Below are 24,564 nucleotides of genomic sequence, written 5' to 3'. Positions count from 1 at the left end.
TTCGCGCCCGCGCTGCCATCGCACCACATGCATACTTACGTACATTGACCCGGAGGAGCGCGAATAACACTGTGAAGAGTGATACTGCAATCGCTGCAATACCAGGCGAAAGGGTGCGATCACCACATGAACATCACGCTCGGGCTTCAGGCGGCGGAGTTAAGGATTTTCCTGGACGTAGTGCAGGAAAGACGATGTGATCGTCTCGTACATGGCCGGGACGCGGAATGCGCTATTCAGGACCTGTTCGCGTAGTTGCTGAGGTGCTGACGGACAACGGCGCAGTCTCTCCCAGGGTCGCGCATGATCCGCTTCGACCTGATGACGAACGCGGACTTATCGATCACCACGAGACGCAACCCGTTCTCGCGGATGAGTAGACTCTTGCGCTCGTCGTAGAGGCGGCGCTGCTCGCCGCGGCCGATGCCGGATACGGTCTGGCGTCGGTCGAAGAATGGCGAGGGCTTCGAATGCTGCTCCTCCTGGAACTCGACTACGAGCTCGAGACCGGGCCAGAAGCCGTCCACAGGGAGCTTTGTGCCGAGGGGTCTCGAAGGGGACGGGTCGCCGCGGAGCCAGTCAAACGTTGCTTGGCGGCGGCCGCTCGCGCCGAGGATCTTGTCGCACAGGTCAAGCACATAGTGCTCGTCGGACTCGGGGCGGCCAGCCATACGGCGATTCTCGCAGACTGGGCGTGGCCCACGCCATTGAACTCGTTCAGAAGACGGTACTTTGTCGAACCTTGAACCGAGGATCGTCGATTCGAGCGGAGATCCGACATCAGGCAGACTTGCGGGTCTTTCGGATAGTGCTCCCCCAAGGCCAAGGAACGGCACTCATGGTTTTCATTGGCGAAGGAACATCCTGTCTGGCTTTGAGTTTTCAGCGGGCGGCAGGTTCTTATTCTCCCTCCGACTGGCCTGGCTGGTTGAGCCCTTGTCTGTCATGGTTCAGGGGTCGCCAGCTCGCACCAAGACCGCGGAGCTTGAACCCCATTCCAATGCCGAGCATCGGGGTCAAATTTTCATCGTACGTGTAGCTGATCGATTCATCCTCGTGGATCTTCATCTCTTTGAGTACTGTGCCCCAGTTCAGCTGCGGATACAGTACTTCCGGCGAGCCGAGACGATCATCGTCGGGATCGCCGACCAACCACCCTCGAATGAACTTATGGGCCGAGCGCCAGTCCAGAGGGTCCCTAGCCATAATCGCCGAAGCGATCTCAGGCTTTAGTTCCAACACATCCAGCACGGCCTGACGCAGGTATGCGAACACTCTGGGGCAAATTTCAGCAGCTGCGCTCTGCAACTCGCTCGCGGGTCTGAACCCGTGCTCGAATCCATCGCTGACCGCCCGTGCACGCTGGTGAGTCGATTGGTCGCTTTGGAAGATCAAGTGCAGTCGGACTGCCGTGAGTAAGTCACGCCGCCAGTTCCGGTCCGCAGGATCCAGCCCATATGACTCGGCCAGCTGTCCTTCGGTGATCCCGGAGTTGCGGCACTTGTTTCTCAGGGTTGCCTTGCTCAGGTTCTCAACGCCAATCCAAAGGTGATTCAGTGCCAGAAACTCGTTTCCGAAGGTCCAATTTTCCAGGGCAAAGGCATATTGGGAAAGACACCGCCATAGCCGTTGTTCCTCTTCATTGCCACTAATTGCCGCAACAACTGCTTCGGTGGAGCCCTTGTGAATGAACCGGCTTCGTTGCGGGGCTTCATCATCACGGAAGACCCGGTAGAACTGCAAAAACTCCCGCCCTGTCTCAGAGCGGGCGAGCTCATAGGCGACGTGGGGTCGAGGTTCTCCGATTTCAGCGTTGGCGGCAAACGCCATGATTGGAAGAAGCCATGAGGACGCTTCCGTTCCTATTGCGATGGCCTCGTCTATGTGATCAGCTTCAATCTCGAAGTGACACACCAGTTCTCGTGCTGTGTGGAGGGTCTCATCCCCGACGTATCTTGTTAGCGCAGTCAGATGGACCCGCCGGCCGGAATCATCCGGCATTTGGATTTTCCAATCGTCGTCCACCGGGAACACGGCAGCGGACTCCGCCAAGAGCGCCACCCTAAAAATTCGCGAAGTCGTCTGCCCTTCCATGGCAGGATCGTAGTCTTCTTGACATCGTTCTAAAACAGGCGGCGATAGCCCAGAATCGGAATAGGCCAGCCGACAGCCGATTGGAAGTGCCGTATGAAGCCGGTGATGGCTGTTATGCAGCTTTGACTACAAGCAGCTCGTCCCACTCCCATGTGTAGCGCGGGGACAGCCTCATGCAGAGGCTCCGTCCGAATCCGTTGGCAGGGTGAAATCGACAAGTCGCCGTGGGCGGAAGCCGACACAGCCAGTTCCTAGCCGGACGGCCGAGTTGCGCGTGTGGGTCCCCTTTCAAGATTCCCAAGGTCTACATTGCGGAGGCGTCGGGCCAGCGGCCGGGATCGCGTGGCGGAAGCATGACGGCCTCTGGTACGAGGCACGCAGCAACACCGAGGGACCCACCTCCCAGGCTCTGATCCTCAAGGCAGGAAACCCGCCATTCCTGATGCTCGCCACTCGGCAGCCTGAGGTGCAATGAGAGTCCCCAACCCTCGAGCCGGACACGGCCCAGCGCAGGAACTGATGACGCCTCGGGGCCGGCTGCCAGGAGAACGGGGCGCTTGCCGCTGATCTCCGACGTCGTCTGGGCCTGCCTGCACTTTGACAGCGCCGACTCGGACTTCAACGACCGGCTCAGCCGCCGCGATTGCCCATATCCCTGAGCTGCACCGTTGGGTCCAAGGTGTCGACGATTGCACCGTTCCCGAGGGCTCGCTCGGAGTTTCCACTTCCGTCCATCCACGCGAGGACATCGAACACGCGCATGATGGGCACCTCAACCCCGAGCCCGGCGGCCTCGCGCAGGCGGATGAGTCGATTCCACAGCGCATTGTCTTCGGCGCGGAACTCCTCGTGAAGGAGCTGCCACTGCCGGGGCGCTCCGTTGAAGACTGCCTCGAGGATCACCTGGTCGATGATGGGCACCAGGCGAGGTCGCTTGCGAGCCAGAAGTTTGGTCGCATGCGTCTGACCGATCCTAGGCAACGAACACAGTGCCGTGTACAGCGCCCTGACCGGCGCAAACTCAGACCCTTCAGTCGTATCGAGGGTGATGAAGTCGCGATCCGGGCCGATCTGCTCCAAGAGCACCTCGAACTCGCGACGCCGGCCCTGGAGAAGGCTGACGGCCGCTCCCCCGCCAATAGGCGAAGACAACAGGGAGCAGGCAATCAGATCATCAGAAGTGAAGGTGTTGGTCGAGGCAGTACGCATCCCACTCGGGTCGAACGCATCCCAGCATCCTCCCGTGAATCCGCTGCGTGTCCCGCCAATATGCGCAAAGCAGTGCCGCAGCACTTTCACGGCGCGGACTTCTGCCCCCGGCGCAAGGCTCGCTGTGAGGGTGATCGCCACAGCGGCCATCTTCCCACTTCCCGTGATCCTTCGATCCCAAGCTGGCGTCCTCAATTCGAGCGACTGCCCAAGGATGCGATCTGTTCATGGCGGTGCGCCTTCAGCAACTGCCCGCCCATGTGACTCTGAGCCCGGCGAACCAGGCCTCCATCGGTCCCTCCCAGCAATCTTCCCGGACGAGCGGAGAACCGCAGAAGACCCTGAACCAGCGGACGATTTTCCAGGTGACCAGCGACCGGGCCAACCTGCTCGCCCTGGCTGACGACCGGCGGGTCGTCGACAGCTTCCTGGGTGCCAAGGGCTGAAGCCGATTGTGTCCCTAAACCGGTGGTGTTGATTCGGCAAGGCGGCCTGCGCGGCGAAGGACCCTCGCATGGATTAATCTGGCACCGTGATCTCCCGCTACCACCTCAAGTGCCACGGATGTGGAGAAGTGTTCGTCGCACGGCTGGGTGTGGAACCGACCAGAGGTACGCGCTTCTATCTCCCTTGTCCGCATTGCCGTCTGCCGATCCGAGGCTCCATGTCGGGCACCGAACTTGAAAACCACCGGATCGACATTGAATGCGACGTGTTGAACCCCTCCTCAGAGCTTCCCGGCGCGCTCGTCTTGACCATCAACCCGTTCGTGCCGTCGCTCTACGAAGCTGACTCCTTCGCTCCGACCGGGGCCTTCCCAAATATGACGCTCTTTCAGATCCTCGGCGAAGACGTCTTCATCGAGTTCGAGTCCGAACGGCATACTGCGCTTGAGGCAAGCCGGGCCATGTGGCCACACGTCCGCGTGTTGTTTCAGTACTACCTCCAAGGCAACACCCAGATGTTTTCTCGCATCGCGAAGCAGCGATTCGGGCTTGACTGGGACCCGAGCACGAGCCATGAGCGAACGACTGTCGCTTACCAAGCCCTGGGAACAGCCACGGAGATGATCACGGGGAGCACTGGGACCACCAGCGAGAGAGTGATCGGCCGGTTCTCGCGGAAGCACACCGCAGCGATGAACCGGCACAGAGACCACCTCTTGGCCTTTCGGCGTCGGGGTCAAGCGGCGGCCGTGCTGGAACGAGACCTTTTCACTGAGCTCAACCGTTTCGTCGAGCAACACGAGTCCTGGGAGATGGGGCTCCTCGGCAGGTTCGTCGGGCCGGAAGAGAAGGTCGCCTTCAACAAATTGGTGCTCTACCGCGACGAGTTCTCGACAGTGAGGGACCTGTACCAACATGGATTCGAGCTCGCCTGCAAGTGCCTCTGGCCGCTCGTTGCGGCTCAGAACACCGTGAAGCGCGGTAGCCCCGATGACTTCGGAGAGGTCCATCCCGAGAGCGTGCCCGCGAACAAGCGCCCCAAGAGCCTCGAGAAGTTCGACAAGCTGCCGAATGCCTACAAGGTCGCGTATGTGACTCAGGTTCCGGGCTGGGAGTCATTCGCGGATCTCCTCAATAACCGCCGCCGCAATACGATCGGCCACGCGACAGCGCACCACGACCTCCAGACAGGCCGTGTGGTCAGTGACGATGATCCCTCCGGGATGACGTATCTCGAGTTCCTCAGCGAGACCCTTGGCGTCTTCGAAGCGCTTTCGACGCTTGCCCAAGTATTCAGAGCCAGCCGCGTCGCCTCCTCGCCGGACTTCGGTCTTCCTGCTGATTGAGCTCCTGCGCGACGCCACTTGCCTGCCGCAAGCCGAAGTCGTGCGAGGGGAGCGCTTCCTCGGGTTGGTGCGGTTCACCGGGGTTTTCTGCTGCGCAAGTCTGAAATCAGGCTGCTGTCGGTTTTCGTTGCGCGGTCGGCGGCGCGCTGTTCGCTGTCGGGGGGCTGAGCGGGGCGGTCTTTTGGTCCGCGGCCAGCTGGTTTCGCCTGCGGGGCTCGTGGTGTTCGGATGGGTGATCATCACTTATGCGTTGGCGACGGAGAGCCTGGTCCAGGACGAGCCGGCAGGATGTTGCCTAAACTGCTGTCAGTTGGAGAGCAGGAGACACTATGGCAGACGAACCTAAAGTTACCTTGGGCATTGAAAACAGTTCCAGCATGACGTGGTCGGCCCCTGAACGCTTTCGGGAAGACTTGGCAGAGCTATCGCGTGTGCAGCAGCATCACATCTACTTTGTCGTGGTCGGCCCGAAGTTGGTGCCGACCGCTCTCAGCACTTCCCCCGATTGGTTGGGGTGGAAACTGGACTTCACCTATGGAACCACGGACAGCACAATGCCCCAAACCCTCAGGGTGCCCAAGACTGCATTCCCCGAGTCCACATTGTCGTTCGATCCCACAAAATCGCTCGTCCTCGTTCCCGATTCGGGCGGTGGTCAGCCGCGAAGGGTCACAGTCGCTGAGGTAGCGAAAGCAGTTATCAAGGCTGAGACTTGGCAAGTGGACGCTCTTGAAGGGCTTTTCTATTTCGAGGTTGCCTACATTGGCCAATCGTATGGGACGGATGGCAGCAGCAAAGCGATAGATCGCCTGACTCAGGGTCACAAGACCGTGGACAAGATATTTAGCGATACTCAAGATCTGGTTGACAATCGCGCGGTAGCGTTCATCACCATAGATCAGCAGCTAACATCTATAAATGCACACTTCAAGACGATTCAACGCGGGACAGATTTTTCACCAACGATCCGATCGATGGCGAAAAACTGGGCGGACGTCCTGGCAGATGGCCCCGTCTCGAAGGCGACAGTTGATGCAGCAGAGGCCGCACTTATCACTGCTTTCAAGCCAAAATGGAACGAACTCCTGAAGGACTTCACACAAAAGGATGCCCCGGCGCTGGTGAACAAGCTAAAGGAGAGGGGTTACTCTCATCTTTGCATTCATATCGACCTGAAAGATTCGTACGCGAAAGTGAAAGGTCCTGCGAAAGGCATACAATCCTCACATCACACATGGACCTTCAACTTGGACACCGGCAACCTCGAAAGTCCAGGTAGTGGGTCGTGGCAGCGTCGCAATACCAACTTTTAGCCTGCTCATGGTTCGCAGCAGCAGGATCCGGTCCGACCTCACAGAGCCCAGACCAAGGTGGTCCTGGCCCCGCCCGGTACGAAAGGCCGGGCACCCCATGCCGGGCCCGATCGCTCCCAACCCCACTCGGCCGACGGCTGCTCCATGTTGGCGGTCTGACACAACGCCCTGACGCCTACCGAGCGATTCAGGGTTCGGTCATGTTGGATCGGTAACGCCGGGACGCAGTTCCTAATGGTTGCGCCATCTTGCGCGCCATCGTCGTACGAGGGCCCCATCGTGTTGGTCAGGATGGGGAAGGGTTGTGGTCGAGTGGCTGTGGCAAGTGGAGAAGAACCGGCTGAGGGCTCCGAAGGCAGCGGAGTCTATTCGGAGGGAGGTAGGGGGCTCCGAGTTCAGGTGACAGCGGAGGCAGCACGGACTATGGCGCTCCGGGGTGGGGAACGAATGTATTGGCGATCGCACCCCGGCCCGGTGGGATCTCGAGGACTGTGTCGCATCCCCTCACTTGGAGATCGATGTCGAAGTCGAAGGAGTACTTCGGTGGCTCCATGTACCAAGAGGCCACTTGCCGCATGAGGGACTCGTTCAGATCTTCGGTGTTCGCCACGAACTCCAGACTTGCACCGGGTTGCAGGGTGTACTGGCTTGGTGCCGGCGTTCCCAAGGGTGGCGGTGGTGTCAGAAATTCAGAGTTGCTGAGGCTGTAGACATCTTCACCAGAGGTGTTGAGGCCCCTTATCCAGGGCCCGGTAAGCCAGACGCTCACCGGAGCGTTCATATTGTTCACGGCCCGCCCTCGCACTTCGACGTCGAAGGCACCGAACCAGACTCCAATGTCTGTGGCACTCATATTGTCCAGAGTGACCGTCACGGCACCCGACGGGCACTCCAGTGCCTGTCGAGGGGACCTGGGGACGGTCGGCTGTATTGCGGTCGTTCGAGGTGTTTGAGGCGCAGGTGCCGGGGCGGCCAGAGACGGAGCCGGAGGTGGGGTCGGGACAGAGGCAGGGGTCGACGCTGCCGCACGCTTGGTGGCCGCGGAGCTCCGGGCGAACAAGCCCGTATCCAGTGTGGGGGCACTAGTCAGGGCCTTCGGGCTGGGCTGGGAGGCCGCCGCACTGCGAGCGGGGAGAGTCGCCGACGGAGCGTAGACCGGGCCGAGCACCGAATTGACGGCCAAGACGCCGCCGACCCCGACAGCACCCAGCAGCATGGGCCAAAGCACCGCGACCAGGATTCGCCTTCCGGCAGGGCCGCCTCCCCCCTCATCCACAAGCGCATGATAGGATCGACGCCCTTCCATAAGGAAGATGCCAGAAACCATCCTGTGCGGCTGTGCGCCCTCGAGAATAGTGGCCGCGTGGCGCTCACGCCGCCATCCTCCAGCCGCCTTGTCCGCTGCACTCCAGTTGCCTGCAGAGTCCTCACGCTCGCCGAGGGGGCGGGCCGTCACGCAGGCCGCCGCGACCTGCGGCTTCTCCTCTCCCAGCGCCTTCGTCAGCGCGTTCCGGACGGCATTCGGGCGGACGCCCGATCGCTGTACCGGTAGCACAGAAGCCGGGGTCCATGGTCGTCGCCGGACCTCGACCGCGCCGCTGAACGACGCGTCGATGCGGCCGCGGGCGACGACCATCCTGCCTTCGACGATCAAACCGTAGACGACGTGCTCGCCGCGGGAATCGGAGCGCTGGCCGATGATCCGAACCAGCCCTTCGATGCCGGGTTGCTGCTTTACGAGGCTCCCGCCATCTCATCATTTAGGATTGTGGACCCGGGGGTCAATGCGAGGAGTATGTTTGGCATTCGTTTCTGAGGCAAATTCCTGCCTGCTAAATCAGCACAAACAGGCTCCACTCGCTGCGACCACCACATGTTCTTTACGTCCCGAGATCAGACAAAGCACGCCGGCCAAACCCGCTGCAACGGCAAGCCGGTCCTCTCCCCGCCACAACTGGATGGAAGCTCGGTACCGCCACTTCCTGTAACGGTACCCACCCCACGGCCGACGCTGCTGCCGTCGAGAGCGGATATTATGTCAAGCTATTGCTTCACATAGTGCTTCCCCGCTGAGGGCTCGCTTGTCTTACTAGCAGAGACGACATGGGCCAGAGACAGCATTAACGGGTGCTAGCTCTCTGAAGCCCTAATTGCTTCGGTCGGCGGTCCGAGCAAACTGCTCAAGAGGGCTCCTGGCCGAGCGGAGCGGGATGTTGCCTTTCGATTTTTGTCGAAGGAGCACGGGGTGGTTCCTTCAGTCCGTCGAAGCGCTCCACTGGAGCGCAACCCTACGATCGAACACACCTCGACGCTCGGGTTCGAGAGAACGCGACTCGAGCTCCTTCCCCGCACGGGCCGCCTGGGAAGGGCGGCTCCAACAGAACTCCAGACGCTATGGGTGCAAGGCGGCGTTGCCTCGCATCCTTCGAACCGAGGAAAACCATGAACAATTCCGTTCGCAGTACCCACGTCCCCCGTAAGTATCTGGCCCGCAGCGTCGCCGCAGGGGCCGCCTTGACCCTGGCCCTGTCGGTGTCGGCGTGCGGCGGCTCGGCCGAGAGCTCCGGAACGGCGAGCTGCACTCCCGAGCACGAGTTCAGCACCGTCAACGAGGGTCAACTGACTGTCTCCACCTACGAATTCCCTCCGCACACCATGCTCAAGGACAGCGGCCTCGGCGGGATAGAAGGCGAACTTCTCACCGAGATCGCAAAGCGAGAGTGCCTGACGCTCGTTGTCGACTCCGCCGGTGGCGCCGCCGCCGCCATCCCCTCGGTGCAGACGGGAAGATCTGATCTCGCGGCCGGTGACTGGTACCGCACCCAGGCCCGTTCCCAGCTCGTCGCCCTCAGCGACCCCGTCTACCTCGACCAGGGCGCTCTCGTCTCCATTGCCGGTTACCAGGCGATCAGCGAACTCGACGGCAAGAAGATCGGATCCGTCGTCGGCAATCTCTGGAACGACGATCTGCAGAAGATCTTCGGCGACAGCTTCTCCGTCTACCAGGACCCCGAAGCCGTCTTCCAGGACCTCGCCAGCGGACGCCTCGATGCCGTCATCGACAGTGTCGCGGCCACCACCCACCGGTTCGAGTCCGCTCCGGTAGACGGCGCCAAGATCGTGCCGCTGAAGCCCGACTCCCGCATCGCGGTCACGTCCCGGCCCGGCCAGCTGAACTGGCCCACGGCAAAGGGCAACCCTGGGCTCACCCAGGCCCTGAATGACCAGATCAAGAAGCTCCGCGAGGAGGGCTTCATCGCCGAGACGCTCAAGAAGTATGACCTTGACGAGTCGGCGAGCAACACCGGCGAGCCGTATCTCCTGTAGCGCTCCCTCCTAGGGGCAGCCTGGTTGCTGACAGCCAGGCTGCCCCTCCCTTTTGCATCATCACTGTGAAGGAGACTGATGAGTACTGTGCATGACGTTGTCGTCGTGGGCGGAGGGCCGGCCGGGGTCGGCACGGCATACTTCCTCCGCGGATCCGGGCTTGACGTGCGCGTCGTGGAGGCCGCCGCGGAAGTTGGAGGCCGGACGAAGACTGTCCATGTCGCTGGCGTGCCGGCCAACACCGGGGCGCTTTTCGTCTACAGGGACACGATGAGCGAGTCGCTGGCCACCGAACTGGGCCTGCGGCTGATCCCCTTCCGCCCCACCACCTACGGGATCCACGTCGCCGGCGTCACCTCGGTCTCGACCGACGACGACGAGCTCGTCGAGCGTCTGCCTCTGCCGTTGCGCGGAAAGCGGCAGCTGCGGGAGTTCATGGCGAATGTCCTGGACGAGTACAGCTCGTTCACCGCCGACGGTGCCTTGAGCCGTGCGGCTGACTCGCTGGAGGACCACACTGTCGCTGACTCGCTCACCGGGTTGGACCCTCAGGTCGTGGCCATCCTCGAGGCGGCCATCAAGGGGGGCGCGGTGGGGAAACCACAGGAGCTGTCGGCCAAGTATGCCCTGCGCTACTTTGCCAGCTATCTGGCGCGGGAGAAGAACAACCGTCTCTACCTCGTGGACGGGATGCAGGCCATTCCTCAGGCCATGGTCCGCAGGCTGCCCGAGCACACAGTCCAGCTGGGCACACGCGTCACTGAAGTGCGTTTTGACTCAGAGGCTGACCTCTACCGCATCCATGCCACGACTCCGACAGGCAGCCTCACCCTGAGCAGTCGCCAGGTCGTGATGGCTGTCCCGTCGCCGCTGGTCGCGCAGCTGTGCCCCGGGCTGCCCGACTGGAAGTCCCGGGCCCTGGCCCGCGTCAAGACTCCCGGCAGCACCACCCTCAACATCGTCGCCGACGCGAACCAGTGCCCAGAGGTTGCGCAATGGTCCTTCCTCACCACGGTGGGCACTCGGTTCGACGCCATCATCAACCCGCTGCCCGGCGTGGCCGCTCCTGGCACTCCCCCGGGCATCGTGCGCTTCGTCTGCTATGGAAACACTGCAGGCCACGTGCCGGGCTTCTCCGATGATCCTGCGCTGATACACGAGTGGGTGGAGGACTTCCTGAAGGTCGCTCCCGCCCTGCGCGGAAACATCCTCGGAGTGCACGGCCAGTCCTGGGAGCATTGCTTCTCACTTCTCACACCCGAGCGAGCCCAGGTCCTGCCGGAGCTGCAGCGCCCGGTGGGACGAGTGCACTTCGCCGGGGACTACACCTCCGCCACGGCGGGCTCCCACGGGGCCTATGCAGAGGCTCACCGGGTGGCGGAACTCGTCCGGCAGTCGGTCCCGGATTCATTGCAACGCAGGTAGACCCCACGCGGACGAGTGCCCCCGGCCAGCCGGCCGGGGGCACTTCTGCTTTCAGCGACCACATCGGCTGGGCCTGTCCTGCGAAGTCGACCAAATAGGAGCATCGCCGCAGTCACCGTCGCTCGGGTCTCCCCCTGGCAATGAGGCAGCCTGCCTGCCTCGCCAGATGCTCCCGCCTCAGATCCCGAACCGATGGCATGAGATCTGCAGTGGCGGGCCGGCGTGAGGAGGCATCGCCTGACGAGTCCGCCTACCCGGGAGGCGGGGCTGCTGGCCTGCCCGGCGCTTTCGCATGGCCGCGCTGTTCCAGCACTCGGTCGCTTCACTCTGGGGAGAAGGCCATGCCACGTGACTGATCGAGGCGGGCTCGAGCAGCCAGCGCTCCCCCTGGGCCTGGTCAGGCAGCGAGCTTCCGGAGCTTGGCCAGGATGTCCGCGGGGATCTCGCAGCCCCGCGCTCTCGCCGCTTCGGCCTTGCCCCGCCCTGGCAGCCGGGCGCCGTGCTCGGTCTCCAGCCGGTCCAAGTGCTCGCTCACCCTCGAGACGTAGGCGGGGTCGAAGCGCGCCGGGTCGAGGCACAGGACGAACATGCCGACGGCCGGGCTTCTTGAGCCCGAGTCGAAGGGCCCCGAGTCGACGGACCAGCTCGCTCCCGAGAGGGCTGAGAGCAGCTCGACCATGAGGGCGATGTTGCCGCCTTTGTATCCCCCGAAGGGCAGCAGGGCCCCCGCCAGGGCTTCCCGCGCGTCCGACGTCGGCTCCCCTTCGCCGTCGAGCGCCCAGTCTCGGGGAATGGGCGCACCGGCCTCCGCGGCCTGCCTGATGCTGACGAACGCCGTGTGGCTGGAGGCCTGATCCACGAGGAGGGCGGGCCCGTCCTCGCCCGGCACCGCAAAGGCGAGGGGATTCGTTCCGAGGACGGGCCTCTTCGATCCTCCGACGGACATGAGCGCCGTGGCATTGGCCACGGCCAACGCCACGAGGCCGCTGCGGGCGAGGCGATCGACGAAGTAGCCCACCTCGCCGCACGTGTAGGCGTTCCTGACGCTGAGAACACAGACCCCGTTGGCACGGGCGGACTGGACGAGTTCCTCGAAGACCCCGTCGAAGGCAAGGTGCGGGATGGAGTCCCGGGCGTCGGAGAGCGCCAGGGACGGGGTTGGCCACGTCGCGACCGACTGGGCGCCGCCGTCGATCCGGCCTTCCACAAGGGAGTCGAGGTAGTCGAAGAGGTGTCCGACCCCTACTGAACTCTTTCCCCGCAGTTCGGCGTGCACGATCGCGTCGGCCAGCGAGGCGGCCATCGCCGGGCTGCCGCCGTGCCTCAGCACAGCAGCCCTGCACAGCTCCGACAGTTCTCCGGCCTCCACGCGCACCCGTGGCTCGTCGACACCCTTCGCCCTCGGCGTCCTCGCGGCCACGGCGCTCTCCTTGCTCGAGGTCTCCTCTATGGCCTGCAATCTAGCGCAGGGCGTCTTCCCGCGGCCGCTCGGGCTGCTGCGAGGTCCCGGCCGTCAGGGCGGCGGACTGGCCGAGGGTCAGGCCGCGCGTCTCTGGCGCCCACGCCATGGACACGGCGACCCCGAGCAGGGTCACGACGGCGGCGATCACCATCGTGGGTCCGATTCCGAGGCTCACCAGCGCTACAGGCACCAGGTACGTTCCGACGGCCGCGCCGATGCGGCTGAGGGAGGAGGCGAGGCCGACGGCGGAGCCGCGCACTTCGGTCGGGAAGAGCTCGTTCGGGTAGACCCACTGCATGATCTGCGTCCCGCCGATGAAGACGGCGTAGGCCGCGAAGAACGCCATGATGACCCAGTTGTTGGCCTCAGGGAACAGACCCAGGGCCAGGAGGGCCAGGCCGCTCCAGAGGAAGCTGTGGATCAGGAGTGGCCGGCGGCCCATGCGGTTGACGAGGAACACGGCCACGAGGCAGCCGACGAGGAAGAGGACTGTGATCGCGGCCGAGCCGATGTGGGCGAGGTCTCCGCCGAGCTTGAGCGCCTCGAGGATGGCCGGGCCGAACGCGTAGACGGCGAAGAGCGGGACGATGGAGCAGGTCCAGAAGATGGTGATGAAGGCCATCCGCTTGCCATAGCCGGACTTGAGGAGCTCGCCGACGCTGACATTCTTGCCGCTCTCTTCGGGCAGATCGGCCAAGGTGACGTGGGGGCCGTAGACCTTGGCGAGGACCTCGTTGGCCTCCTCATGGCGGCCCACCTTGGCCAGCCAGCGGGGGGACTCGGGGGTCCCCATGCGCAGGAGCACGATGATGAGTGCGGGGATCGCCGAGCTCGCGAGCATCCACCGCCACCCGTCCTCGAAGGTCAGCAGGAACTGGCCCACGATGTACGCGACGGCCGCGCCGACGAACCACATCGTCGTGAACGCCCCGAGCAGCGGGCCGCGCCAGCGGCTCGGGGTGAACTCCGCGAGGAGCGAAGTCGCGATCGGGTAGTCCGCGCCGACGGCGGCGCCGATGAGCAGGCGCAGGATGATGAGCCAGAAGGCATCCGCGACGAACGCCTGGACGATGGAGCAGACCACGAGGGCGATGAGGTCCACGGTGAAGAGGACATGCCGGCCGAACTTGTCGGTGAGCCACCCGCCGAGGAAGGCTCCGAAGAAGATGCCCACAAGGGCAGCGGCGCCCACAAGGCCCTGCTCCGAGGCGGAGAGGTTGAATTGCGGCGTGATCTGGATCATTGCGACGCCGATGATGCTCAGGATGTACCCGTCCACGAACGGGCCGCCTGAGGAGTACAGCGCAAGCTTCTTGTGGAAGGACGACAGCGGTGCGTCGTCGACTACATGGGACATATGCGATTTCCTTTCGGAAGGCATGGTTCAAGGGCCGGGGCGGATGCCCCGGTGGACGGCGACCGGTGGAAGGGCGGTCAGCCGTGTGCTGGAGTAGTCGTGGGCGGGGCCGCGGTCAGACGGCGGCCCCCATTCGGGCTCCCTCGGCGGTGGCGTCGTCGAAGCCGCGAGGCGAGAGCGCGTCGCCGACGAGATGGACCGACAGCGACGGTGCCTTCGCCGCGAGCTGCTGGGCCAGTGCGTGGGTGCCCTGACGGTGGCCCGCGACGACCAGGAGGCCAACGTCGGGGATCACCGTCTGGGTGCTGGTGAGGACGTTCTCGACCGTGACGCTCTGGTGGTCGGCGGCGTGGAGACGCATGTTCACGAGGATCGTCGGCTTCGCCGTCTCGAGCTTGCGGTGGACGAAGGGCAGGACGGTCCCGTCGACGTCGCCCGCGACCATCTGCAGCGGGGTGGCGATGACGACGTTCCAGCCCTTCTCGGCGAGGGCGACGGCGGCCGTCGGACCGCAGAATCCGTTCTCCTCGTCGATGACGACGGCGGTCCCGGCTCCTGCGGGTGCCGGCGCCTGCACGATGATCTCGTCGGCGTCGTGGACCTGCAGGGCGCCCTCGGGCAGCAGCGCCTCGCGCAGCCTCGAGCCTGTGGCCAAGATGACCTCGTCGGGCGAGAGCGCGAGGATCTCCTCGGCCGTGGCCTCGATGCCGTAGCGCACGTCGACGCCGGCATCCGCGGCTTCCTCGATCAGGAAGTCGAGGTAGCGCTGCCAGGTCGGGCGCCAGCCGTGCTCGGCGTTGATGCTCGCCCTGCCACCGGCCTTGGGTCCCCTGTCGAGGACGACGACCTTGTGGCCTCGGAGCGCCGCCGACCGGGCCGCCTCGAGCCCGGACACTCCCGCGCCGACGACGATGACGTTCTTGGCGCGGGGCGCCGGGAGGAGGGTCCCCAGCTGGGGTTCGCGGATGGCGGGGTTGACGGAGCAGCGCACGGGGAGCCCGTTGTAGAGGCGGCCGATGCAGCCCTGGTTGATGCCGATGCAGGGGCGGATGCGCTGCCCCGAGGCCAGCTTGTTCCCCAGATCAGGATCGGCGATCATCGCGCGGGTCATGCCGACGAGGTCCACGCCATAGTCGCGGATGGCGCCCTCGGCGTGCTGGCCATCGAGAATGCGCCCGGCGAGGATGACCGGGATCTGGATCTGGCTGCGGATGCTGGCGGCAAGCTCGCCGAAGGGGACCTCGGGAACGAAGTCGGAGCCCATCGCGTTGGCGAGGGCCTGCTTGGTCATGGCCGCCCCGCCGGTCAGGGACAGGACATCGATGTGGCTTGTGTTGGCCATGCGGACAGCGATCTCCGCGAGCTCGCGGGGGTTCAGCCCGACCTCGTCCGTGCCGGAGCGCTGGTCGATGGTCATCCGGAAGCCGACGATGAAGTTCTCACTCACCGCGGCACGGACGGCCTCGACGACCTCCATGCCGAAGCGCATGCGGTTCTCGAGGGAGCCGCCGTACTCGTCGGTGCGGTTGTTGATCTTCGGGTCCCAGAACTGTTCGATGAGGTGGCCGAACGAGGTGATTTCGGCGCCGTCCCAGCCGCAGGCCTCGAGCCGCTTCGCGACGTCGACGAAGCGGGTGACGATCCGCTTGATCTCTGCGGTGGTGAGGGGCACCGGGACCTCGCGGTGCTCGGGCTCGGGGATGTCGGACGGGCCGCGCACCGGGATGCCGGACTTGCGCGAATCGCCCCTGCGGCCCATGTGGGTGAGCTGGGACATCACGAAGCTGCCGTGGCGGTGCACGCCGTCGGCCAAGGCGCGGAGCGCCGGCTCGTTGCGGGGGTCCCAGAGGGCGATGGCGCCATAGGAAGCCGCCGTCTCAGGATCGACGCTCGCGGAACCGAAGGTCATGACGAGCCCGCAGCCACCGGCTGCCTTGCGCACGTGGTAGTCGACCTCGGCCTGGACGAGAGTGCCGCCGGGGGTGTCCCATCCCGTCGCGTGGGGCGTGGATACGATGCGGTTGCGCAGGGACTTCCCGCGGATGGTCAGCGGGCTCAGCAGCAGTGGGAACTTCTCGTCGCTGCGCGGGGACACCTCGGAAGCATCGTCCTTGCTTGGCGGCACGTTCACGTCGAGGTCCTTCTGGGTTTCCACCGTCATGGGTGTACTGCTCCTTGCCTTCAGGAATGTATCAGTGAGGAAGGTCACTGCGGCTCTGTCGCTCGATCGTAGGGTCGATCGCCGCGGGATCTCTTCGACCAGAGGAAGGAACCCTGAGCCCCAGTTCCGACAAAAATCGAAGTGCGCCCCTCCCCCTACCCCGGACCGGCCTCTGGGCTTCCGATTCCTGTCGGAACGCGGCCGGAGGTTTACGTCAACCGGTCAGAGCCCAGCCCCGAAGGGCGTCCCTACGGTGGAGCCACGGCCGTGGCCGAGACACAGGCAACCCCTCAAGGAGGAGACAAATGACCATCACCCGCGACCAGGGCGTGGCAACGACAACGTCAACGACAGCAACCGCGTTCATCGGCATCGGGAACATGGGCGAGGCCATCATGGCCGGCGCCCTCAAGGGCGGCCTCGACCCGCAGCGGGTCCACGCGACCGCCCGCCGCCGGCACCACGTGGAGCGCATCGCCACTCAGTACGGGGTCACGGGCGGCACGGACAACCGCGAGGCGGTCACGACGGCGGAGCTCGTCGTCGTGGGCGTCGAGCCAGAGCAGGTGGCCGGTGTGCTGGACGAGATCGCCGACGCGCTGCCCAGCACCGCCGTCGTCGTCTCGCTGGCCGCTCGGGTGACCACGCAGGAGCTCGAGGCGCACCTGCGTCAGGGGAGCGCCGTCGTCCGAGTCATGCCCAACACGCCGGCGCAGGTGGGCGAGGGCCTCGCGGTCCTCACGCCGGGTCTCAACTGCTCGGAGGAGCAGCTGCAGAAGGTGCGCGACTTCTTCTCCCTCTCCGGCGAGGTCATCGTGGTGCCCGAGGAGCAGCAGCGGGCGGTCGGGGCCCTCAGCGGCACCGGGCCGGCGCACTTCTTCTACGTCGTCGACGCCATGATCGAGGCCGGCGTAGCAATGGGCCTTCGCCGGGACATGGCACGCAGCGTCGTCGTGCAGACCATCGTGGGCGCCGGCGCCCTGCTCAGGGAATCCGGTGAGCACCCGGTGGTGCTCCGCGAACGCGTCACGAGCCCCGGCGGCAACACTGTCGCGGCCATGGGCGAACTCGATGAGCGCGCGGTGCGCGCGGCCTTCGTCTCCGCGATGACGGGCCGCTTCCGGCGGTAGCACTTCGCCCGAGGGAAGAAGCAGCCCGGAGGCAGGAGCCAGACAGGCGAGCCCCGGTCATCAGCCGATGACCGGGGCTCGCCCGCAGGGGGTTCAGCCGTCGAGGGCCGCGATGCGGGAGCCGGAGTCGGGCGTCTGGGTCCACTTGGTGGTCCGGGGGCTCGTGAAGCGGATCGTGTTCCACACGGTGCCCGCCTTGTCGTTCGTGCCCGAGGCGCGTGCGCCGCCGAAGGGCTGCTGGCCGACGGCAGCGCCGGTCGGCTTGTCGTTGATGTAGTAGTTGCCGGCCGTGTAGCGCAGGACCCGGTCGGCTTTCGCGATCGCACTCTCATCAGCGGCGAAGACCGCGCCCGTGAGGCCGTACTCGGAGGTGCCATCGACGAGCCGGAGGGTCTCCTCCCACGCGGAGTCCTCGTAGACGTAGACGGCCATGATCGGCCCGAAGAACTCCTCGGTCATGAACCGCGACCTGGGGTCGGAGACCTCGAGCAGCGTGGGCTGGACGAACCAGCCGGGGGTGTCCCAGGCGTCACCGCCGGCGAGGACCAGGTTCTCCTCCCGCGCCTGGGCGAGGGCGTCCACGTGCCCTGCGTGCTGGCGGCCGCTGATGACGGCGCCCAACTGTGTTCCGGGCATGGTCGGGTCGCCGACGGCGAGTGCCTCAGTCTGCTCGATGAGCCGCTCCTTCAGCGCCGGCCAGAGGCTCCGCGGCGCGTAGACGCGGGTGACGGCGGCGCACTTCTGGCCCTGGTACTCATAGGCGCCCCGGACGCAAGCGACCGCGACGGCCTCGACGTCGGCCGACGGGTGGACAGCTACGAAGCCCTTGCCGCCAGTCTCGCCGACGATGCGGGGGAAGTCGCGGTAGCGGGAGACGTTCCGGCCCACGGTGTCCCAGATGGAGCGGAAGGTGCGAGTCGATCCGGTGAAGTGGATCGCCGCGAGCTCGGGATGGCGGACCACCAGATCGCCGATCTCGCGGCCCTCCCCGTTGAGGAGGCTGATGACGCCGTCGGGCAGGCCGGCCTCGCGCAGCAGCTGCAGCGAGAGGTTCGCGACGAGGGCCGCGGTGGACGCGGGCTTCCAGAGCACAGAGTTGCCGAGCAGCGCGGGGCCGAAGGCGAGATTGTTCATGGAAGTGTAGTTGAACGGCGAGATGGCGAGGACGAAGCCCTCGAGGGGGCGATAGTCGACGTGGTTGACGAAGCCCGCAGGCGATACGGGCTGCACACTCTCAAGGGCCGCCATGTTGGCTACGTTGGCGCGGATGAAGTCGGCAGCCTCGGCGACGTCGCCGTCGGCCTGGGCGGCTGTCTTGGACAGCTCGACCATGGTCGCGGCCACGAGCCGGTCACGCCATGGCCCCTCGCTCAGCATGTCAGCAGCCCTGAGGAACGGGGCAGCTCGCTCATCGGCGGGCAGCCGGCCCCACGTCCTCCCGGCTTCGCGTGCTGCAGCGACGGCAGCCTCGACCTCCGGCGCCGAGCCGGTGTGGACGCTTCCGAGCGCCGTTGCGCGCTCGTGTGGTGCAAGGATGGGGAACGTGTTCCCCGTGCGGACCTCACGGCCCCCGATGACGAGCGGGAGGTCGTAGGCGGCCGACCGGACCTCCGTGAGTGCGGCTTCAAGCCGGGCCCTCTCAGGGGAGCCGGCACGGTACGACCGGCTGGGCACCAGGTCGAAGTCCTGCGCGGCGATGGATGCGGCAAGTGCGGTCACGAGGCGTTCTCCAGCATGTCGGGAATAGAGGTCCCCAGCAGGTTAGGTTCGCGGACTGGCCCCGGCCTGCGTCTGGATGTCGAAGAGCCTTCAGCCGTTTTCGGCATCTGTAGGATGGGTTGCTGACTGGAGTGGAGAAGAGATCAATGGCGGACAGCGGCGACGTGCAAGCAGCGGTGGATCGGCTGTCCCTCGCCCTGAACCTGTCCGTGCTCGTCGAGGACCGCGACCAGCGGCCCGTCTGGTGGAGCACGAGGGGGTCGGTGGACCAGACGCGCATGTCCACGATTCTCGACCGGCATGTGGACCCCAAGGCCGCGGAAGTCGTGCGGGAGTTCAACCTGGACAGGGCGGTCGGCCCCGTTCGCACGCCCGAGATGCCCGAGCGGGGCATGTGGGCCCGCTGGTGCGTCCCGGCCCGCCGCGAGGGACGCCTGATGGGCTACCTCTGGGTTCTGGACCCCGAGCACATCGTCGGAGAGGAGGACCTCGAGCCGCTCATCGAGTGTGCGGACCTCGCCGCCTCCGTCCTGGCCACACGGCACGGCTCGGCCGAGGATGTCCGGCGTCGCCGCAACGAGCTCATCGCCGCCCTCCTCGAGGGCCCGGACGCCGAGGCCGCGCGGGAGCTTGCCCGCCAGGAACAGCTGCCGCACGATGCCGAAGTCCAGGTCGATGCCGCGGTGCGCACGGGAGCGTGGCCGCTGCCCGGCGGCCTGTACGCCTACCCCGTGGTGACCCATCGGCGGAGGACGGCGACGAGCGGCTCGCCCGTGCCTCTCGTCGCCCTCTCGACCGCCGTCGCGAGGGCCAGGGCCACGCTCACGGCCGTCGCGGCCGGTGCCCGCCTCGACCCAGTCTCGTGGGACAGTCTGGGCGCCTGGCGGCTCGTCGTCGACGCTCCGGCGTCCCTCGGCCCCGCCGACCTGCACCCCGCGGTCGAGGTCCTCCGGTCCCAGCAGCGCGACGAACTCCTGGCCACCGCCCGCACCTTCCTCGACTACGGCGGCGACGTCACCGCCGCCGCCGACGAGCTGCACATCCATCGCACCACGCTGTACTACCGGCTCGACCGCATCGCCGAGCTGACCGGCGTCGACCTCCGGGTCGGCGCGACGCGCACGCCGCTCCAGCTGGCGCTGTGGCTCGACGCGTACCGGCGGGCTCTGGAGGCCTGACTTCTGCTGCTGAGCCGCGGTTCCTGCCCCTTCGACTCCTGTCGAAAAACGGGCTGCGGCTTCGTTCCATTCTCCGAAGCGGTCGGCTAGATCACGCCCGTACGATCGAGCCACATCAGCGACCGCAAGGAGCCCGTTCATGGCTGATTCGTACGACTACATCGTGGTCGGAGCAGGTACTGCCGGATGCATTGTGGCGTCCCGCCTCTCCGAGGACCCGTCCCTGAGGGTCCTCCTCGTGGAGGCCGGGGGCAGCGACCGGAATCCGATTCTCGCGATGCCGGCCGCCCTTCCGTTCATCTATCAGAACAAGCGCATCCAGTGGGGCCTGCAGTCCGGTCCCGAGCCCCATGCGCACGGCAAGACCATCGACGAGAAGTCCGGCAAGCTGCTCGGCGGCTCATCCTCGATCAACGCGATGATCTTCAATCGCGGCAATCCGCTCGACTACGAGGGCTGGGCCGCCGACGGCCTCGACCAGTGGTCCTACGCGAACGTCCTCCCCTACTTCCGGAAGATGGAGAGCTTCTCTGAGGGCGCCAACGAGTGGCGCGGGGGGGACGGCCCAGTCCGTATCACCCGGGCACGTGCCGCCCACCAGTTTTACGACGCGTTCCTGCGCGGCGGCGAGCAGGCCGGCTTCGAGGTGACGCCGGACCACAACGCCTACCGCCAGGAGGGCCTGCATATCGCCCAGTCGTTCATCGACGACGGCGTGCGCTGGAGCACCTCTAGGGCCTATCTCCGCCCCGCGGCGGGCCGTCCGAACCTGACGGTCATGCTGCGCACGATGGTCAAGGGCCTCGTCGTCAGCGACGGCATGGTCCGCGGGATCGCGGTCGACGAAGACGGGACCTCCCGGACGATCTCGAGCGAGCGGGAGGTGATCCTGTGCGCTGGGGCGGTCAACACCCCGAAGCTGCTCATGCTCTCTGGCATCGGACCGGCTGAGGAGCTGCGCCAGCACGGCATCCCCCTCATCGCCGACGTCGCCGGCGTCGGGCGCAACCTGCAGAACCACCCCGGCGTCGACATCCAATTCGGCACGGCGCACGAGCACTCGCTCACGAGCGAGCTGGGTATCCTCGGCCGCGGCCGGCTCGGGGCCGAATGGTTCCTGGCGCGCAAGGGGCTCGGCACCACCAACTTCTTCGAGACCGGCGCCTTCCTCAAGACCCGCGACGATGTCGAGTACGGCAACATGCAGTACGAGTTCCTGCCGATCACCCGCCGCCTGCACCGCGGCAAGGTCGTCCCGGTGCCCGGCTTCCAGTTCTGGATGGACCTCGCACGGCCGCTGAGCCGCGGTGCCGTCAGGCTGAAGTCGGCCGACCCGGCCGAGAACCCCTCTGTTGTCTTCAACCACCTCGAGCAGCGACAGGACCTGAAGGATCTGGTCGATGGCGTCAAGCTGGCCCGCAGGCTCGTGCGGCAGCGCGCCTGGCAGCGGTTCTCCCCCACCGAGCTCAGCCCCGGAGCCGGGGCGCAGACGGACGCGGAGATCGAGGCCTTCGTGCGCAAGAGTGTCGGGACCTCGTACCACGCCTCGGGCACGTGCCGCATGGGCCTCGACGACGAGGCCGTCGTCGACCAGCAGGGCCGGGTCTACGCCGTCGGCGGCCTGCGGATCGCGGACGCCTCGATCATGCCGAAGGTCATCACGGGCAACATCAACGCCCCCGTGATGATGATGGCCGAGAAGATCGCAGACCAGGTCCGCGGCGTGCCCGCCCTCGAGCCCTCGACGGCCGGTTTCTACCGCTCGTCAGGCCAGAGCACCCGGAAGATCTGATCGCACGTGAATACAGGAGTGGAACGACCCATGAAGGCAGACGTTGTTGTCATCGGCGGCGGAATCGTCGGATTCGCCACCGCCCTGCAGATGAAGCTCACCGACCCACACGCCGAGGTCGTCATCGTCGAGAAGGATCCGACCTACGCGAAGGCGGCCACGGGCAAGGGGACCGGCGGGATCCGCCAGCTCTTCACCCGCCCGGAGAACATCGCGCTCTCGCAGTACACGCTCGACATCGTCGAGAACTGGGGGGACTGGGCTGCCGTCCCGGGCGTCTCGACGCCGGACCTGAAGTGGCGCTCGAACGGCTACCTGTTCATCGCCGGCGAGAAGGACGTCGACATCCTCGCCCGGAACTACGAGACGCAGCGCGCGTGCGGGGTGGACGCCGAGTGGATCGAGCCGGCTGAGCTCGGCAGGAGGTATCCGGAGATCCGCACCGACGACCTTCGCGGCGCGGTGCTCTCCTCCCGTGACGGCTGGCTCGATCCGAAGGCCTTCTTCGAGGGCGTGCAGAACCGCGCGCGGCACGCCGGCGTCACGGTCCTCGAGGACGAGGTCCAGGGGCTCATCGCCGATTCGCCCAAGGTCACCGGGGTCCGCCTCGCGTCCGGGCCGGTCCTGACGGCCGATGCCTTCGTGAACACCGCAGGGACCTGGGCCCCTGGCCTGGCGGCGCAGCTGGGCATGGACCTCCCCGTCGAGCCGATGCGCCGGCACGAGCACTACGCCGTCGCGTCGAAGCCGCTCGACCACCTCCCCTTCATCAAGGACATCGCCGGCCTGGCCATCCATGCCCACCTCGGGGGCGTCTCGGTGGGCCTCGTGGACTTCGACCACCCAGGCGGCGAAGAGTTCACGATCGACCCCGAGTACTATGCGAAGGTGGTCGAGCCGGCCCTGGCACACCGCATCTCCGGCGCCACGGACTTCCGTGAGCAGCGCACCTGGACCGGCCTCTACGACCAGAACCGCTTCGACGGCAATGCCATCGTGGGCAACTGGCAGGGGCGGTACGACAACTTCTATGTCGCGGCAGGCTTCTCCGGCCACGGGTTCATGCACGCGCTCGGCGTCGGGCGGGCCATCGCGGAGCACATCACGACCGGCAAGTACCTCACGATCGATCTGACGCCGTTCGGGTACCAGCGTGTTGGCGACAACGCGCCCTATGCCGAGATCGGCATCCGGTAGTAGCGGTCAGTGGAGCAGATGTGGTCGAAGCGCCGACGGAGTCTGTCGGCGCTTCGGCGTCTGGCAGAGAGAACGGAGTCAGTACGTGAAGTCCAGGACGCACTTCATCGGACGACAGGGAACTCGAGGGTCTGAGGGCACCTCCGGGGAGCATCCGGAAGCATTCCCGCCTTCTCCCGGCGAACCTCATCCCATGTATGGACTGCCCGTTCCCCCTGAGCAATGGCAGTCGTTCGCTCCTGGCGACAGGGTGTTCGTCCGGAGGGGGCTGGATACGGAAGTCACCGGGGTCATCGACATGATCGCGAACGACTCCTCCGTCTTCTGGGTATGGGGGGAAGCCGGCCGAGGCCGCATCGCGCTCCATATCAAGGATGACGCGAGCGTCTGGAGGGTCTAGTTGCGCCGAAGCGGTTATTGCATAGGGATCTGCCGTCCAATGAAGAACCGTTGGGCGGCAACCAGGAAAGCCCGGCCCCCGAGGATCACTCGGGGGCCGGGCTTTCAGAGTGTCAGGGATGTGTGAGCTCAGTGGGCAACGCGCCAGAAGGCTTCTATGGGCGCCCTGGGCGGGAAGCCGGGTGGACCGGCGGCTGGCGCACTAGCTGGAAGTCGAATGCGTCCGCCAAGTGGCGTTCCACGCAGTAAGCGACACTACGCTCGGCCGCGTCGTAGTCCACCTGCTTCATCACCAGGCACAGCTCCTCACTGCCGACCCCGAAGATCCCAGAGAGCTCTTCGCCCACGGGAGCCGGTTCCAAGGTCGCGATGCCGAACACCACGTCGACTCCGCACGCTGTGGACAGGAAGTCGTAGAGGGACGGTCCCACGTCAATCATCTGCTCAGGCAGCAGTGAGGCGGCGAAATAGCCGTGTTCGACCGTCACCGGCGTTCCATCCGAGGTCCGCACACGATAGAGGTCGATCACTGGGGTACCCAGCTCAAGTCCGAGGCTGACCGCTACTTCAGCGTCTGCCCCCACCTCACGCCAGGACATCTCCGAGATGCCGGGAACACGCCCACGGGACCTGAGCAGCTGACTGGAGCCGGTGTTGAGATGGAGACTGTTCACGATCGGGCGAACGGAGGTGAGGTAGGTCCCCGAGCCGCGTCGCCTGGTGACCAATCCCTCGCTCTCGAGTATCGCGAGTGCCGCCCGAACGCTCACGCGGCTCACCCCGATCTGTGTGGCGAGCGCGGGCTCGGACGGCAGCTTGTCCCCGGTGCCCCATGACCTCTCCGCCAGCAGAAGCCGGAGCGATTCGACCGCGCGGGCTGTAGCGCTCGGACGTGGGGGCCGGCGGACACTGATGGGTCCAAGCATGTGCAACCTCTCAGGACTGGTACGAGTTGCGCCACCGTCTGGCACCGAGGACAGCGCAAGGGCGGCGTCGGATGAGACATCCG

At 65.6% G+C, this 24,564-nt stretch carries 18 protein-coding genes; 9 read left to right on the top strand and 9 right to left on the bottom strand.

What is annotated here, in order from left to right; translation table 11 throughout:
- Nucleotides 1–236: 236 nt before the first annotated feature.
- The 3 genes from BV907_RS01290 to BV907_RS01280 all read right to left on the bottom strand — a co-directional run bounded on the left by BV907_RS01290 (nucleotide 237) and on the right by BV907_RS01280 (nucleotide 3,444).
- Entirely contained in the window at nucleotides 237–671 is a 435-nt protein-coding gene (locus BV907_RS01290; RefSeq protein WP_077487833.1) for a hypothetical protein, read from the bottom strand.
- Between the two features lie 229 nt (nucleotides 672–900).
- A complete protein-coding gene (locus tag BV907_RS18135; protein ID WP_139346536.1) occupies nucleotides 901–2,094 on the bottom strand; it encodes a hypothetical protein in 1,194 nt (397 codons plus the stop codon).
- Between the two features lie 630 nt (nucleotides 2,095–2,724).
- Complete coding sequence (locus BV907_RS01280; RefSeq protein ID WP_139346535.1) at nucleotides 2,725–3,444, bottom strand: DUF6308 family protein; 720 nt, start codon at nucleotides 3,442–3,444, stop codon at nucleotides 2,725–2,727.
- A gap of 86 nt (nucleotides 3,445–3,530) precedes the next feature.
- Here BV907_RS01280 and BV907_RS01275 point away from each other — a divergent pair, with 86 nt between their 5' ends.
- The 3 genes from BV907_RS01275 (at nucleotide 3,531) to BV907_RS18130 (ending at nucleotide 6,408) form a co-directional block, all read left to right on the top strand.
- Complete coding sequence (locus tag BV907_RS01275) at nucleotides 3,531–3,749, top strand: hypothetical protein (protein WP_077487830.1); 219 nt, start codon at nucleotides 3,531–3,533, stop codon at nucleotides 3,747–3,749.
- A 218-nt stretch (nucleotides 3,750–3,967) separates the two neighbouring features.
- A complete protein-coding gene (locus BV907_RS01270; protein WP_077487829.1) occupies nucleotides 3,968–5,095 on the top strand; it encodes a hypothetical protein in 1,128 nt (375 codons plus the stop codon).
- Between the two features lie 329 nt (nucleotides 5,096–5,424).
- A complete protein-coding gene (locus BV907_RS18130; protein ID WP_139346534.1) occupies nucleotides 5,425–6,408 on the top strand; it encodes a hypothetical protein in 984 nt (327 codons plus the stop codon).
- 421 nt (nucleotides 6,409–6,829) lie between these two features.
- On the opposite strand, the gene BV907_RS18125 is transcribed toward BV907_RS18130, so the two are convergent.
- Complete coding sequence (locus tag BV907_RS18125; protein WP_139346533.1) at nucleotides 6,830–7,261, bottom strand: hypothetical protein; 432 nt, start codon at nucleotides 7,259–7,261, stop codon at nucleotides 6,830–6,832.
- Between the two features lie 1,589 nt (nucleotides 7,262–8,850).
- Here BV907_RS18125 and BV907_RS01260 point away from each other — a divergent pair.
- Entirely contained in the window at nucleotides 8,851–9,735 is an 885-nt protein-coding gene (locus BV907_RS01260; protein WP_175637318.1) for a substrate-binding periplasmic protein, read from the top strand.
- A 78-nt stretch (nucleotides 9,736–9,813) separates the two neighbouring features.
- On the top strand, nucleotides 9,814–11,160 hold the full coding sequence (locus BV907_RS01255; RefSeq protein WP_077487826.1) for a flavin monoamine oxidase family protein: 1,347 nt from the start codon (nucleotides 9,814–9,816) through the stop codon (nucleotides 11,158–11,160).
- A gap of 397 nt (nucleotides 11,161–11,557) precedes the next feature.
- Here the strand turns inward: BV907_RS01255 and BV907_RS01250 are convergent, their stop codons facing one another.
- From BV907_RS01250 to BV907_RS01240, 3 genes are all read right to left on the bottom strand, one after another.
- The gene (locus tag BV907_RS01250) at nucleotides 11,558–12,580 is read right to left on the bottom strand and encodes an Ldh family oxidoreductase (protein ID WP_217697868.1); all 1,023 of its coding nucleotides are present in this window, start codon (nucleotides 12,578–12,580) and stop codon (nucleotides 11,558–11,560) included.
- 40 nt (nucleotides 12,581–12,620) lie between these two features.
- Complete coding sequence (locus BV907_RS01245; RefSeq protein WP_077487825.1) at nucleotides 12,621–13,979, bottom strand: MFS transporter; 1,359 nt, start codon at nucleotides 13,977–13,979, stop codon at nucleotides 12,621–12,623.
- A 115-nt stretch (nucleotides 13,980–14,094) separates the two neighbouring features.
- On the bottom strand, nucleotides 14,095–16,140 hold the full coding sequence (locus BV907_RS01240; RefSeq protein WP_077487824.1) for an FAD-dependent oxidoreductase: 2,046 nt from the start codon (nucleotides 16,138–16,140) through the stop codon (nucleotides 14,095–14,097).
- 305 nt (nucleotides 16,141–16,445) lie between these two features.
- Between BV907_RS01240 and proC the strand changes: the two genes are divergently transcribed.
- Nucleotides 16,446–17,270, top strand: a complete 825-nt coding sequence (proC, locus tag BV907_RS01235) for a pyrroline-5-carboxylate reductase (RefSeq protein ID WP_077487823.1) — start codon at nucleotides 16,446–16,448, stop codon at nucleotides 17,268–17,270.
- A 93-nt stretch (nucleotides 17,271–17,363) separates the two neighbouring features.
- On the opposite strand, the gene pruA is transcribed toward proC, so the two are convergent.
- Nucleotides 17,364–18,989 (bottom strand): L-glutamate gamma-semialdehyde dehydrogenase, encoded by a 1,626-nt coding sequence (pruA, locus tag BV907_RS01230; RefSeq protein WP_245827712.1) that lies wholly within the window; start codon nucleotides 18,987–18,989, stop codon nucleotides 17,364–17,366.
- 146 nt (nucleotides 18,990–19,135) lie between these two features.
- Between pruA and BV907_RS01225 the strand changes: the two genes are divergently transcribed.
- From BV907_RS01225 to BV907_RS01215, 3 genes are all read left to right on the top strand, one after another.
- Nucleotides 19,136–20,167 (top strand): PucR family transcriptional regulator, encoded by a 1,032-nt coding sequence (locus tag BV907_RS01225; protein WP_077487822.1) that lies wholly within the window; start codon nucleotides 19,136–19,138, stop codon nucleotides 20,165–20,167.
- Between the two features lie 139 nt (nucleotides 20,168–20,306).
- Nucleotides 20,307–21,959 carry a choline dehydrogenase gene (locus BV907_RS01220; RefSeq protein ID WP_077487821.1) on the top strand — a complete coding sequence of 551 codons (1,653 nt, stop codon included), beginning with the start codon at nucleotides 20,307–20,309 and terminating at the stop codon, nucleotides 21,957–21,959.
- A gap of 30 nt (nucleotides 21,960–21,989) precedes the next feature.
- The gene (locus BV907_RS01215) at nucleotides 21,990–23,156 is read left to right on the top strand and encodes an NAD(P)/FAD-dependent oxidoreductase (RefSeq protein ID WP_077487820.1); all 1,167 of its coding nucleotides are present in this window, start codon (nucleotides 21,990–21,992) and stop codon (nucleotides 23,154–23,156) included.
- Nucleotides 23,157–23,710: 554 nt separating this feature from the next.
- Here the strand turns inward: BV907_RS01215 and BV907_RS19530 are convergent.
- Complete coding sequence (locus BV907_RS19530; protein ID WP_077487819.1) at nucleotides 23,711–24,481, bottom strand: GntR family transcriptional regulator; 771 nt, start codon at nucleotides 24,479–24,481, stop codon at nucleotides 23,711–23,713.
- Nucleotides 24,482–24,564 lie beyond the last annotated feature (83 nt).

This window comes from Sinomonas mesophila, from assembly GCF_001999765.1.
Lineage (GTDB): Bacteria > Actinomycetota > Actinomycetes > Actinomycetales > Micrococcaceae > Sinomonas > Sinomonas mesophila.
Note: the sequence above shows the minus strand (reverse complement) of the source record. Positions and strands in the feature narration are given on the sequence as shown.

Excerpts from the sequence above, each read along its gene's own strand:
- BV907_RS18135 (WP_139346536.1), bottom strand. The coding sequence starts at position 2,094 with ATGGAAGGGCAGACGACTTCGCGAATTTTTAGGGTGGCGCTCTTGGCG.
- BV907_RS01220 (WP_077487821.1), top strand. The coding sequence starts at position 20,307 with ATGGCTGATTCGTACGACTACATCGTGGTCGGAGCAGGTACTGCCGGA.
- BV907_RS18130 (WP_139346534.1), top strand. The coding sequence starts at position 5,425 with ATGGCAGACGAACCTAAAGTTACCTTGGGCATTGAAAACAGTTCCAGC.
- BV907_RS01245 (WP_077487825.1), bottom strand. The coding sequence starts at position 13,979 with ATGTCCCATGTAGTCGACGACGCACCGCTGTCGTCCTTCCACAAGAAG.
- BV907_RS01215 (WP_077487820.1), top strand. The coding sequence starts at position 21,990 with ATGAAGGCAGACGTTGTTGTCATCGGCGGCGGAATCGTCGGATTCGCC.
- BV907_RS01255 (WP_077487826.1), top strand. The coding sequence starts at position 9,814 with ATGAGTACTGTGCATGACGTTGTCGTCGTGGGCGGAGGGCCGGCCGGG.
- BV907_RS18125 (WP_139346533.1), bottom strand. The coding sequence starts at position 7,261 with ATGAGTGCCACAGACATTGGAGTCTGGTTCGGTGCCTTCGACGTCGAA.
- BV907_RS01240 (WP_077487824.1), bottom strand. The coding sequence starts at position 16,140 with ATGACGGTGGAAACCCAGAAGGACCTCGACGTGAACGTGCCGCCAAGC.
- BV907_RS19530 (WP_077487819.1), bottom strand. The coding sequence starts at position 24,481 with ATGCTTGGACCCATCAGTGTCCGCCGGCCCCCACGTCCGAGCGCTACA.
- BV907_RS01290 (WP_077487833.1), bottom strand. The coding sequence starts at position 671 with ATGGCTGGCCGCCCCGAGTCCGACGAGCACTATGTGCTTGACCTGTGC.
- BV907_RS01260 (WP_175637318.1), top strand. The coding sequence starts at position 8,851 with ATGAACAATTCCGTTCGCAGTACCCACGTCCCCCGTAAGTATCTGGCC.
- proC (WP_077487823.1), top strand. The coding sequence starts at position 16,446 with ATGACCATCACCCGCGACCAGGGCGTGGCAACGACAACGTCAACGACA.
- BV907_RS01275 (WP_077487830.1), top strand. The coding sequence starts at position 3,531 with ATGGCGGTGCGCCTTCAGCAACTGCCCGCCCATGTGACTCTGAGCCCG.
- BV907_RS01270 (WP_077487829.1), top strand. The coding sequence starts at position 3,968 with ATGTCGGGCACCGAACTTGAAAACCACCGGATCGACATTGAATGCGAC.
- BV907_RS01225 (WP_077487822.1), top strand. The coding sequence starts at position 19,136 with ATGGCGGACAGCGGCGACGTGCAAGCAGCGGTGGATCGGCTGTCCCTC.